Origin of the sequence: Parablautia muri, assembly GCF_009917485.1 — a bacterium.
Lineage (GTDB): Bacteria > Bacillota > Clostridia > Lachnospirales > Lachnospiraceae > Suilimivivens > Suilimivivens muri.
In genome coordinates this window covers 1-11,944 of the sequence record NZ_QZDT01000001.1, presented here as the reverse complement: position 1 = coordinate 11,944, position 11,944 = coordinate 1, and the positions used below count along the sequence as shown (strand labels likewise).

Sequence of the window (11,944 nt, the reverse complement as noted above, 5' to 3'; positions counted from 1 at the left end):
ACTTTAAATAAATTTTTTAATATGGAGGAAAAAGTGGAAGATAATATTTTTGATAAAACCCATGAAAATGTCGGAAACGACATAGATAAAATTCATGACGTGGATTTAAAGAAAACCATGGAAACATCTTACATTGACTATGCCATGAGTGTTATTGCTTCCAGAGCGCTTCCGGATGTAAGAGATGGTTTAAAGCCCGTACAGAGAAGAGTTTTGTATTCTATGATAGAGCTGAATAATGGACCTGACAAGCCTCACAGAAAAAGTGCGCGTATTGTTGGTGATACAATGGGTAAATATCATCCTCATGGTGACAGTTCTATTTATGGAGCTTTGGTTAATATGGCCCAACCCTGGTCGTTCCGTTATCCATTAGTGGATGGACATGGGAATTTTGGTTCCGTAGACGGCGATGGTGCTGCTGCTATGCGTTATACAGAAGCAAGATTAAGCAAAATTTCTATGGAGCTTCTTGCTGATATTAATAAGGATACGGTAGATTTTGTACCAAACTTTGACGAAACAGAAAAGGAGCCTTCCGTTCTTCCAAGTCGTTACCCAAATCTTTTGGTCAATGGTACTACAGGTATTGCAGTTGGTATGGCAACCAATATTCCTCCTCATAATCTAAGGGAAGTGGTAGATGCTATTATAAAAATTATTGATAATAGGATTGTTGATGACAGGGAAACACAAATAGAAGAAATTCTTTCTATTGTAAAAGCACCGGATTTCCCAACCGGAGGTATCATTTTAGGTACCAAAGGAAGTGAAGAAGCCTACAGGACAGGGCGCGGTAAAGTAAGAGTTCGTGCAGTAACTGATATTGAGACCATGGCAAATGGTAAATCAAGAATTGTTGTAACAGAGCTTCCTTATATGGTAAACAAGGCTAATTTGATTCAAAAAATTGCCGAGCTTGTTAAACTAAAGAAAATTGATGGAATCACTGACCTTCGAGATGAGTCCGACAGGGAAGGTATGCGTATTGCCATAGAACTTCGCCGGGATGTAAGTGCCAATATTATTTTAAATCATTTATTTAAACATACGCAGATGCAGGATACTTTTGGTATCATTATGTTAGCTTTGGTAAACAATGAGCCTAAGGTTTTAAACATTCTTGATATGCTAAAGGCTTACATAGCTCATCAGGAAGATGTAGTAACCAGAAGAACAAAATATGATTTAAATAAAGCGGAGGAAAGAGACCATATTTTACAGGGGTTACTGATCGCCCTTGATCATATTGATGAAGTTATAAGAATTATAAGAGGAAGCCGCAGTACACAGATTGCGAAAGAAAGCCTGATGGAGAGATTTGGTTTAACAGATCTCCAATCACAGGCTATTGTGGATATGAGACTTCGGGCTTTGACAGGTTTGGAACGGGAAAGGCTCGAAAACGAACATCAGGAGCTTTTGGTTAAGATTGCGGAACTAAAAGAAATACTTGCAGATAAGAAGAAGCTTTTAGGTGTCATTAGAACAGAAATCAAAGAAATTTCTGATAAATTCGGAGATGATCGTAAGAGTAAAATTGGTTATGACGCTTTTGATATTTCTATGGAGGATATGGTTCCTAATGAAAATACAATTATTGCCATGTCAAATTTGGGATATATCAAACGTATGACCATTGATAATTTTAAATCTCAGCATCGTGGTGGAAAAGGTATTAAAGGAATGCAGACCATAGAGGATGATTTTATTGCTGATCTTCTAATGACAACTACTCATCATTATGTAATGTTTTTTACAAATTTTGGAAGGGTTTACAGATTAAAAGCATATGAAATACCGGAAGGAAGCAGAACTTCAAGAGGGATTGCGATTGTAAATATTTTGCAGCTTAATCCAAATGAAAAGATAAGCGCTATTATACCTGTTAAAGATTATGAAGAAAATAAAAATCTTTTTATGGTCACTAAAAATGGTATCGTGAAAAAGACAAGTATAGTAGAATACAGCAATGTACGTAAAAATGGACTAGCTGCTATTAATTTAAGAGATGATGATGAATTAATAGAAGTAAAAATTACAGATAAGGATACGGAAATCTTCCTTGTTACGAAATATGGAATGTGTATTAGATTTAAAGAGACAGATGTCCGTGCTACAGGAAGGGCTTCTATGGGTGTCTTAGGTATGAACCTTGGAGATGGCGATGAAATTGTAGGTATGCAGCTTGATCATCAGGGAGATTCCCTCTTGATTGTATCTGACAATGGTATGGGTAAACGTACCTATTTAGATGAATTTACAGTTCAAAAGCGTGGAGGAAAAGGTGTCAAGTGTTATAAAATAACAGAAAAAACAGGATATGTTGTTGGTGTTAAGGCAGTCAATGATGATCATGAAATTATGATGATTACCACAGGAGGTATTATTATTCAAATACCTATGGAAGATGTGTCAACTCTTGGACGTATTACCTCCGGTGTAAAGCTTATTAATCTTGATGAGGGCGTAACAGTTGCACAAATTGCAAAGGTAAGAGAAAAGATTTCTGATGGTGATCATGAATTTGAAAATATTGATGATGCTATAGAAGATATACCAGATCAAAATATAGATTCTGATTTTTATGATGATGATATAACTGATAGTATAACATTTCCTAAAGAAGATGAAGAATAAGGAGGGGGAGTATGGTAGGAGTAATAATTGCAGTAATTGTAATCATTTTTGTAGTAATTATTTTAATAACCGGATATAAGAAGGCACCTCCGGATACGGCTTATATTATTTCCGGTCTGCGCAAAAAAGTAATCATAGGGAAATCAAGTGTCAAAATTCCATACTTTGAAAGAATAGATAAGTTAAGCCTAAAGCTGATTCCCATTGATGTTAAAACATCCAATGCGGTTCCTACGGCGGATTATATCAATATCCAGGTAGATGCGGCAGTAAATGTTAAAATAAGCAGTGAAAAGGAAAAGCTTGCCCTTGCAGCGGAAAACTTTTTAAATCAAAATACACAATATATTGGCGGTATTGCAAGAGAAGTTCTTGAAGGTAACATGAGAGAAATCGTTGGCCGTATGAGACTTGAGGAAATGGTCAGCGACAGGCAGAAATTTGCTAATCTTGTAAAAGAAAATGCCGAACCTGATTTGGCGGCAATGGGTCTTGATATTGTCAGCTTTAATGTCCAGAATTTTGCGGATGGCAATGGTGTGATTGATGATTTGGGTATTGATAATATATCCCAAATCAAGAAAAAAGCAGCTATTGCAAAAGCAGAAGCAGAAAAAGAGATAGCCGTTGCAAAGGCGGAGGCTGATAAACAGGCAAATGATGCCAGAATAAATGCGGAGCGTGAAATAGCAAAGAAAAATAACGAACTTGCCCTTCAAAAAGCTGAGTTACAAAAAATGCAAGATACAAAACGCGCAGAGGCTGATGCAGCTTATAGTATTCAGGAGCAGGAGCAGAGGAAAACAATTGAAATCGCTACCCAGGAAGCAAGCATTGCAAAGCAGGAAAAAGAGGTCATCTTAAAGCAAAAAGAAGCGGAAGTAAAAGAAAAAGCGTTGGATGCGGAAATCAAGAAAAAAGCGGAAGCCGAAAAATTTGCCCGCCAGCAGCAGTCAGAAGCACAATTATATGAAAGAATGAAGAATGCTGAGGCAGAAAAATTTGAACGTGAAAAAGAAGCAGAAGCAATGAAGGCTACAGCGGAAGCCCAAAGATTTTCCAAGCAGCAGGAGGCGGAAGGAATCAGAATGGTAGGTGAGGCAGAAGCGGAAGCTATTCGTGCAAAAGGTATTGCGGAGGCTGAGGCTATGGAAAAGAAAGCAATCGCTTACCAGAAATATAATAATGCCGCTATGGCTGAAATGCTGATTCAGGTGTTACCTGAAATTGCAGGCAAAATTGCAGAGCCTCTTACCCAGATTGATAAGATTACAATTATTGGCGGAGATAACAGTAATGGCGTAAATACGGTAGCTGATAATGTTCCGGGTGTTATGACAAAGCTTTTTGAGAGTATGAAGGAAACAGTTGGAATTGATTTAGCTGAAATTGTGAAATCAGGTACATATGATGCTAAAGTTAACAGAAATATCAATCTAACCAATATTTCTGATGACAAGATGAAAGATGCTGTTGCCGCCGTCTCAGGGGCTGTTGTAAATAATGAGATAGAAGATTATGTTTAATTCAAATATAATTGTTTAGCATTAGTCAAAATCTTACTAGATTTTGGACAGAAATCACACAAATATTAATATGTTGCTCTAAAAAGGTTTGCAGTAAAATGCAGACCTTTTTTAGACTGATTACTTATGATATGATAGAAGAAAATTAGTTGGATAAAAGGAATTGTAATGTCTAATCAAAATAATGTGCAGAAAGAACTTAAATATATAAGATTAATGGAAGATTTGAAGGGAAAGATTTTATCAGGAGAAATTCGTATGGGAGATAAGCTGCCTTCGGAAAATGAATTGTCTTCTGCGTATCATATAAGCCGGCAGACGGTGAGAAAGGCTTTGTCCATTTTGGAAAATGCCGGATATGTTTATGCGGAACATGGGAGAGGGACTTTTTGTTCGAAACCTGTTCACCATAACAGAAACTCAAAAAATATAGCGGTGGTAACGACTTATTTGTCTGATTATATTTTTCCAAGAGTGATAAATGGGATTGATACCGTACTTACAAAAGAAGGGTATAGTATTATTTTAAAAAACACCAGAAATTCCAGAAGCCAGGAGGCAAATTGTCTTAAAGAGCTTTTGGAAAAAGATATTGATGGGATTATCATTGAGCCAAGTAAAAGTCAAATTTATTGTAAGCATATAGATTTATACCAGAAGTTAGAGGAATATGGGATTCCTTATGTTTTTATACAGGGATGTTTTTCGAAAATGCATGATAAACCGCAGGTACTGATGGATGATTGCAAAGGCGGTTATATGATTACCAAATATTTAATTGAAATGGGAAATAGAAATATCATAGGGGTCTTTAAGTCTGATGATATACAGGGGCAGAACAGACATAAAGGATATGTGCTGGCATTGCAGGAGGCAAATATTTTATACGATCCTGATAAGGTAGTTTGGTTTTATACGGAAGATAGGAAGATTCATGCTTATGAGAGTATTTATCATATGGCTGTCAACAATTATCCAATGGATGCTGTTGTGTGTTATAACGACCAGATTGCCATAAAAGTCATACAGGCATTAAATGATGCAGGACTTAAAGTACCTGAGGATGTGTCAGTGACCGGATATGATAATTCTTATATTGCAAGCAGCAATGGATTTAAACTTACCACCATTGTCCATCCTCAGGAAAAGCTCGGTGAGATGGCGGCGGAATTGATGCTGGATTTAATCAGGTGCGGTGAGGAAACAGGAAATAAGCGGAAGATTTTAATTGAACCGGAAATTGTGATTGGTAATTCAAGTTGTAAAAAAACAACTTGTAATGATAACCATACAAGTTATACCATTTAAATATGAGAATCTGATAATAGCGTAAAACAGATTTGAGGGTTAAAATTATATTTAAGGAGGTATTTTTATGTTGCAGAAGAAAGAATACAAGTTTTGGTTTTGTACGGGGTCACAGGATTTGTATGGGGATGAATGTTTAAGAAAGGTAGCGGAACATTCGCAAAAAATGGTGGAAGGTTTAAATAAGTCCGGCATCCTTCCTTATGAGGTGGTATGGAAACCTACTTTGATAACCAATGAACTGATCAGGAAAACTTTTAATGAAGCAAATCTGGATGACACATGTGCAGGTATTATTACCTGGATGCATACCTTTTCACCTGCTAAGTCATGGATTTTAGGGTTACAGGAATTTAGAAAACCGCTTCTTCATTTACACACACAGTTTAATGAAGAACTTCCTTATGACAGTATTGACATGGATTTCATGAATGAAAACCAATCTGCTCATGGTGACCGTGAATATGGACACATTGTAAGCAGAATGCGCATAGAACGTAAGGTGGTAGTAGGACATTGGACAGACGAAGTTGTGATTGCAAAAATAGCGTCCTGGATGAGAACGGCAATTGGAATTATTGAAAGCAGTCATATCCGTGTTATGCGTGTGGCGGATAATATGCGTAACGTAGCAGTTACAGAGGGTGACAAGGTAGAAGCACAGATTAAATTTGGTTGGGAAATAGACGCTTATCCTGTAAATAAAATTGCTGAAAGTGTGGATGGCGTATCTGTATCAGATGTAAATGCCCTGGTAGATGAATATTATGATAAGTATGAAATTCTGTTAGAAGGCAGAGATGCGGATGAATTTAAAAAACATGTAGCTGTTCAGGCTCAGATTGAATTGGGATTTGAAAGATTCCTGGAAGAAAAGAACTATCAGGCGATTGTAACACATTTTGGAGATTTAGGCGCTTTAAAGCAGCTTCCCGGATTGGCAATTCAAAGACTTATGGAAAAAGGTTATGGTTTTGGTGCGGAAGGTGACTGGAAGGTTGCCGCTATGGTGCGCCTTATGAAGATTATGACCGGGGATCTTAAGAATCCTAAAGGTACTTCTATGCTGGAGGACTATACCTATAATCTTGTCAAAGGAAAAGAAGGAATTTTACAGGCGCATATGCTTGAGGTTTGCCCCAGTTTGGCCGAAGGACCTATCAGTATTAAGTGCCAGCCTTTAAGCATGGGTGATCGGGAAGACCCTGCAAGATTAGTATTTTCTTCCAAAGTTGGACATGGTGTTGCAACTTCACTGATTGATTTAGGCAATAGATTCCGCTTAATCATCAATGATGTAGAGTGCAAAAAGGTTGAAAAACCTATGCCGAATCTTCCGGTTGCAAATAATTTCTGGACCCCTGAACCGGACATGTATACAGGAGCTGAAGCTTGGATTCTTGCAGGAGGGGCTCATCATACGGCATTTAGCTACGACCTTACGGCAGAACAAATGGGAGATTGGGCAAATGCAATGAATATTGAAGCAGTATATATTGATAAAGACACAAAGATTCGGGATTTCAAGAAAGATCTTATGTTGGGGGAAGTATTTTACAGATAATAAAGCAATGAAATACTGTCATATTTCTCACATCAGCAAAAAATAGAATTTTTAGGGCAGCAAAACATGCTGCCTTAGAAAGCCTAAAGTAAAAGTATTGGTTTATTATATTATAGAAGGAGAAAAGGGTATGGACAAAAAATTATTAATTGAAGAAGGTAAAACTTCTCTTGGCATTGAATTAGGTTCCACCAGAATTAAGGCTGTGCTTATTGATGAAACAGGAGCTCCTTTGGCATCGGGCGCTTATGAGTGGGAAAATCAATATGTAAACGGCATTTGGACCTATTCTTTAGAAGACGTATGGAAAGGAATGCAGGGGTGTTATCAGGATTTACTTAAGGATGTAAAGGAAAAATATGATACGGTAATTACAAAGATAGGTTCCATGGGAGTGTCCGCCATGATGCATGGTTATCTGGCTTTTGATAAGGAGGATAATCTTCTGGTCCCCTTCAGAACGTGGAGAAATACCATAACCGAGGAGGCTGCTTACAAGCTTACGAAAGAATTTAATTATAATATTCCTCAAAGATGGAGCATAGCTCATTTGTATCAGGCTATTTTAAATAAAGAAGAACATGTAAAAGATGTTGCTTTTATTACAACTCTTGCCGGATATGTCCATTACAAACTTACAGGAAATAAAGTAATTGGTGTAGGTGATGCTTCGGGTATGTTCCCAATTGATATCAATACAGGCGATTATGACCAGGGTATGATGGACAAATTTGGTCAATTGGTAAGCGGTGAAGGATTTAGCTGGAAACTGAAAGATATATTGCCTGAAATTATGACAGCGGGAGAGATTGGCGGTTCGCTCACGAAAGAAGGAGCTGCTTTGCTGGATGTAAGCGGTAAATTACAGGCGGATATCCCTGTATGTCCTCCCGAAGGAGACGCAGGAACCGGAATGGCGGCTACAAACAGTGTGGCAAAGAGAACAGGAAATGTTTCTGCCGGAACTTCCGTATTTGCTATGATTGTATTGGAAAAGGAGCTTAAGAAGGTTCATCCTGAAATTGACCTTGTTACTACACCGGATGGCGCATTGGTTGGTATGGTTCACTGCAATAACTGTACTTCCGATTTAAATGCATGGGTGGGTTTATTTGACGAATTTGCAGAGAGTATCGGCGCTAAGGTAGATAAAAATCAGTTATTTTCCGTTCTTTACAACAAAGCTCTGGAAGGGGATGCAAATTGTGGCGGTTTGATTTCCTATAATTATTTTTCAGGCGAGCCTGTAACAGGGTTTGCAGAAGGAGCTCCTTTGTTTGTCAGAAAAGCGGAAGATAAATTTAATCTGGCAAACTTTATGCGGACACATTTATATTCATCTCTTGCAGCATTGAAAGCAGGTCTTGATTTATTGTTTAAGGAAGAAGATGTTCAAGTAGATGAAATGTTTGGCCATGGCGGTTTCTTCAAGACAAAAGGAGTGGGACAAAAAATAGCGGCGGCAGCTATGAATACGCCTGTTTCAGTAATGGAAACTGCCGGAGAAGGCGGAGCATGGGGAATCGCACTTTTGGCAACTTATATGTCCTGTAAAGAGGAAAATGAAAGTCTGGAAAATTATCTTAAAAATAAGATTTTTAATGGTCAGGCCGGAAGTAAAATGGAACCTGATAAGAAGGATGTGGAAGGGTTTGACCAGTTTATGGAACGGTATATGAAAGGCCTTGCGATTGAACATGCGGCAGTTGACGCATTATAATAATAACAATTAATTTTTTATTCAATAAGCGTTGTAAAGTATGATGGCGTTTGTTGTTATGGAATGGAGAAAATAATGTTAGAAGAATTAAAGAAAATAGTTTATGAAGCCAATATGAAATTACCGGAGCATGGTCTTGTTACTTTTACATGGGGAAATGTCAGCGGTATTGATAAGGAAAAGGGATTGTTTGTGATAAAGCCAAGCGGTGTTGATTATGATAAATTGACGCCGGATGATATGGTGGTTATGGATTTGGAAGGAAATAAAATAGAAGGAAATTTAAAGCCTTCTTCCGATACGGCCACACATCTAGAGCTTTACAAAGCTTTCCCGGAAATAGGCGGAATTGTCCATACACATTCCTCCTATGCTACAAGCTGGGCACAGGCAGGCAGGAGCATACCCTGTTATGGTACAACCCATGCAGATTATATCTATGGGGAAGTGCCATGCTTAAGATGCCTGACAAAGGAAGAAATTGAAGATGCCTATGAAGAAAATACCGGACATTTAATTGTGAATGAATTTATCCGTATGAATAAGGATCCTATGGCTGTACCTGCCGTGCTCTGCAAAAATCATGGTCCTTTTGCATGGGGAAAGGATGCTCTGGATGCGGTTCATAATGCGGTAGTTCTTGAGGAAGTGGCTAAAATGGCGTACAGGACAGAGACCATCCATCCTAAGGCTGCCCCTGCTCCAAGTGAGCTTCAAGATAAGCATTACTACAGAAAACATGGGGCAAATGCTTATTACGGCCAATCAATATAATTTTGGGATTGACAAAACAGATATTTTTTGATAGCTTAATGATAGTAAAAGTAAAGGAGATGTGCAGATGTTTATTTTTTCTACAAAATAACAAATTGAATAAGTTGTGTGTAGAAGAAACTTTCTAAGAGGTTTTCAGAATATCTTAGAAAAGCATCTAAAATCCTTTTTATGCTTACTATATTACTATAATAAAATAAATGTTATGTCTGTTCATATTTTAAATATATTTGTGTAGTTGCTGTGTTTATATGTGAATGATAATAAGATTTATAACATTGCAAGAATATTTTTGTTATATAATTTTCTTATAGTTTGTGACATGTTTTAAGGTGTAGAAGTTTTCTTCTGCACCTTTTTGCAGCCAAAAAAAGATGTATGAAAGCGTGGTTGGCCAGCTTTCCGGTAAGGAGGAATGCATATGTCACAGATTAGTGTTAATCATATGACTTTTTATTATGAAGGGAGTTATGATAATATTTTTGAAAATGTGTCCTTTCAAATTGATACGGACTGGAAATTAGGATTTATTGCAAGGAACGGAAAAGGGAAGACTACTTTTTTAAAGCTGTTAACAGGAATGTATGAATTTAAAGGCAGTATAAGTTCCAGCGTTGTTTTTGATTATTTTCCCTTTGAAATTCAGGATAAAAATAAAAATACAATTGATGTGATAGAAGAAATTTATCCTGATTATGAATTTTGGAAAATATGCAGAGAATTAAATTTAATGAATGTAGATGGGGAGATTTTTTACAGATCTTTTTCTACTTTAAGCAGCGGAGAGCAGACGAAGGTAATGCTGGCGCTTCTTTTTTCAAAGGATAATCATTTTTTGTTGATTGACGAGCCTACCAACCATTTGGATATGGAGGCAAGAGAAACTTTAAAAAAATATTTAAACAACAAAAAAGGATTTATCCTTGTTTCCCACGACAGAAATTTTATGGATGGCTGTGTGGATCATGTGTTGGTCATAAACAAAGAAACGATTGAAGTACAACAGGGAAATTTTAGTTCCTGGTGGGAAAATAAAAAAAGACAGGATGCCTATGAGCTAGCTGAAAATGAGCGTCTGAAAAAAGATATACGGAGATTGACAGAATCGGCCAGGGTAACAAAACAGTGGGCTGATAATGTAGAAGCAACGAAGATAGGAGAAAAATCTAACAAATATGAGAAATGCATAGATACCAGAGCTTATGTAGGAGAAAAATCCCGGAGAATGCAGATGAGACGCAAAAATCTGGAGCGAAGACAGCAGAGAGAAATAGATGAAAAATCAGGGCTTTTAAAGAATCTGGAAACTGTGGAGGATTTAAAGATTCTTCCTTTGAAGCATTATAAGGAAAAATTAGTTGTTATGGAGGATTGTACGATTGCATATCCTGATTCTCAACAAGAAAATAATATTGATGATACTAAAAAGAAAATTATATGTGGATTTAATCTGGAAGTCAGACAGGGTGAAAGAATTTTTCTAAAAGGGAAAAATGGATGTGGAAAATCCAGTATTATCAAGACAATTTTAAAACAGGTATATAAAAAAAATAATGAAAATGTGGAAAGTTTTAAACATTTGATAAAGGATGTTCCCATTTTGGAAAAAGGTAATATTGAAGTGCCCAATCAGATGATTGTATCTTATTGCTCTCAGGATACCTCCATGCTTCATGGAACAGTGAAAGATTATGCGTCTGAAAACGGGATTGACGGAACATTGTTTATGGCGCTTTTAAGAAAACTGGATTTTCCCAGGATTCAATTTGAAAAGAATATAGAAAATTACAGTGGAGGACAAAAGAAAAAAATTCTTATAGCCGGAAGTCTTTGCAAGAAAGCCCATCTTTATATATGGGATGAACCTCTTAATTTTATTGATGTGTTTTCGCGTATGCAGATAGAAGAATTGATTTTAAAATTTAAACCTACTATGATACTTGTGGAGCATGATAAAGCTTTCCTTAAAAAGGTGGCTACAAAAGTAGTAGAATTATAATTATTGTTACGAATTAGATTAAACGCTATTACGCCTTGCAAGACAGCCTATTAGCTATTGATATGAGGATGACATACTATTTTATGTCATCCTCATAAAAGTAAAAAAGTTATAAGCAAAATTAAGCGTGAGATACCGGCATTGAGATACCATTGATATATACGTAGCAACGTCTCATGTCATTACCAAAAAACTTTTTGATTAATTCTTCTAAAAACCTATTATTATGATGTATTCTGAAAGCTGATCTTCTTTCCTTTTCCTGATTCTTTTTTTGGGTTGTATAAATCGTTTCCGGTTTTCTCCCCATAGCTAAAATTTCCTGATTTCTCATTTTGTTTACCTCCCTATATTGTCAAGTGATTTTCCTTAAAAAATCAAGGAATTTATAGTTACATATCTCAGATGAATGA

The 11,944-nt window shown here is 36.7% G+C and carries 8 protein-coding genes; 7 read left to right on the top strand and 1 reads right to left on the bottom strand.

Translation table 11 applies throughout. From position 1 onward, the window contains the following. The first annotated feature begins 33 nt into the window (after window positions 1-33). From gyrA to D5281_RS00010, 7 genes are all read left to right on the top strand, one after another. The gene (gyrA, locus tag D5281_RS00040) at window positions 34-2,640 is read left to right on the top strand and encodes a DNA gyrase subunit A (RefSeq protein ID WP_330584714.1); all 2,607 of its coding nucleotides are present in this window, start codon (window positions 34-36) and stop codon (window positions 2,638-2,640) included. A gap of 11 nt (window positions 2,641-2,651) precedes the next feature. After that, entirely contained in the window at window positions 2,652-4,166 is a 1,515-nt protein-coding gene (locus tag D5281_RS00035; RefSeq protein WP_160558123.1) for a flotillin family protein, read from the top strand. A 168-nt stretch (window positions 4,167-4,334) separates the two neighbouring features. Continuing rightward, window positions 4,335-5,474, top strand: coding sequence for a GntR family transcriptional regulator (locus tag D5281_RS00030; RefSeq protein WP_160558122.1), 1,140 nt, complete (start codon window positions 4,335-4,337; stop codon window positions 5,472-5,474). Between the two features lie 67 nt (window positions 5,475-5,541). Further along, window positions 5,542-7,038, top strand: coding sequence for an L-arabinose isomerase (gene araA / locus D5281_RS00025; RefSeq protein ID WP_160558121.1), 1,497 nt, complete (start codon window positions 5,542-5,544; stop codon window positions 7,036-7,038). Window positions 7,039-7,168: 130 nt separating this feature from the next. Then, entirely contained in the window at window positions 7,169-8,758 is a 1,590-nt protein-coding gene (locus D5281_RS00020; protein WP_160558120.1) for a xylulokinase, read from the top strand. A gap of 75 nt (window positions 8,759-8,833) precedes the next feature. After that, complete coding sequence (locus tag D5281_RS00015; protein ID WP_160558119.1) at window positions 8,834-9,532, top strand: L-ribulose-5-phosphate 4-epimerase; 699 nt, start codon at window positions 8,834-8,836, stop codon at window positions 9,530-9,532. Window positions 9,533-9,953: 421 nt separating this feature from the next. Further along, window positions 9,954-11,531: an ATP-binding cassette domain-containing protein gene (locus tag D5281_RS00010; RefSeq protein ID WP_160558118.1), complete on the top strand. Its 1,578-nt coding sequence runs from the start codon at window positions 9,954-9,956 to the stop codon at window positions 11,529-11,531. A 121-nt stretch (window positions 11,532-11,652) separates the two neighbouring features. Here D5281_RS00010 and D5281_RS00005 read toward each other — a convergent pair whose 3' ends face one another. Next, the gene (locus tag D5281_RS00005) at window positions 11,653-11,865 is read right to left on the bottom strand and encodes a hypothetical protein (RefSeq protein ID WP_160558117.1); all 213 of its coding nucleotides are present in this window, start codon (window positions 11,863-11,865) and stop codon (window positions 11,653-11,655) included. Window positions 11,866-11,944 lie beyond the last annotated feature (79 nt).